Below are 683 nucleotides of genomic sequence, written 5' to 3'. Positions count from 1 at the left end.
AAATTTTTTTGTTAAGTACCAGTTAGGGTATAAAATAGACAGGATAGGGACAGGATGCCTGAGAGAAGATTTTTTCTTGTAGAATCATATTATCAAAGAAAAAGGAGATAACATGAACTTCAAGGAACGCTATGAGAAAGTGCAGTGGATTGTTCGGCGCTGTGCACGAGATTATTATGTACATTTATGGGAGAGTAGTGACTGGGAACAAGAGGGTATGCTGGTTTATCACCAGCTGGAAGAAAGCCATCCAGATATCAGTCAAGATGAAAGCCGCCTTTATCGCTACTTCAAGACAAAATTTCGGAATCATATTCATGACATTCTTCGAAAGCAAGAGAGCCAAAAACGCCGCTTTGACCGTCAATGCTATGAGGAAGTCAGCACCATTAGTCATAGACTGAGCAAGCGCGAACTAGCCTTAGATGATTTAGTCGCTCTTCGAAGTTCGTTAGCAGCCTACACTTCCAAGTTAGACAAAGAACAACTAGAGTTATACCACCGCTTACTAGGCGATGAACGGTTTAAGGGACGTAAGAGACTATTGCGAGAGTTAGGGGAATATTTAATAGACTTTAGCAGCACGGTGATATAGTGGATAGGGGAGAGGTAGGAAGAGGTTACCTTTCCCTTTTAGTTGTTGATTTATCAATGATTTTGTAGGCATTAGGAAATAAATTTGT

At 40.4% G+C, this 683-nt stretch carries 1 protein-coding gene; it reads left to right on the top strand.

Features of this window, described 5'->3' with window-relative positions:
- The first annotated feature begins 112 nt into the window (after positions 1-112).
- Positions 113-595, top strand: a complete 483-nt coding sequence (locus SCRDD08_RS10675) for a sigma-70 RNA polymerase sigma factor region 4 domain-containing protein (RefSeq protein ID WP_061423618.1) — start codon at positions 113-115, stop codon at positions 593-595.
- The last annotated feature ends 88 nt before the right edge of the window (positions 596-683 follow it).

Origin of the sequence: Streptococcus cristatus, from assembly GCF_001578775.1 — a bacterium.
GTDB lineage: Bacteria > Bacillota > Bacilli > Lactobacillales > Streptococcaceae > Streptococcus > Streptococcus cristatus_A.
The sequence above is the reverse complement of the archived record's forward strand: the minus strand, read 5'-3'. Positions and strand labels throughout refer to the sequence as shown.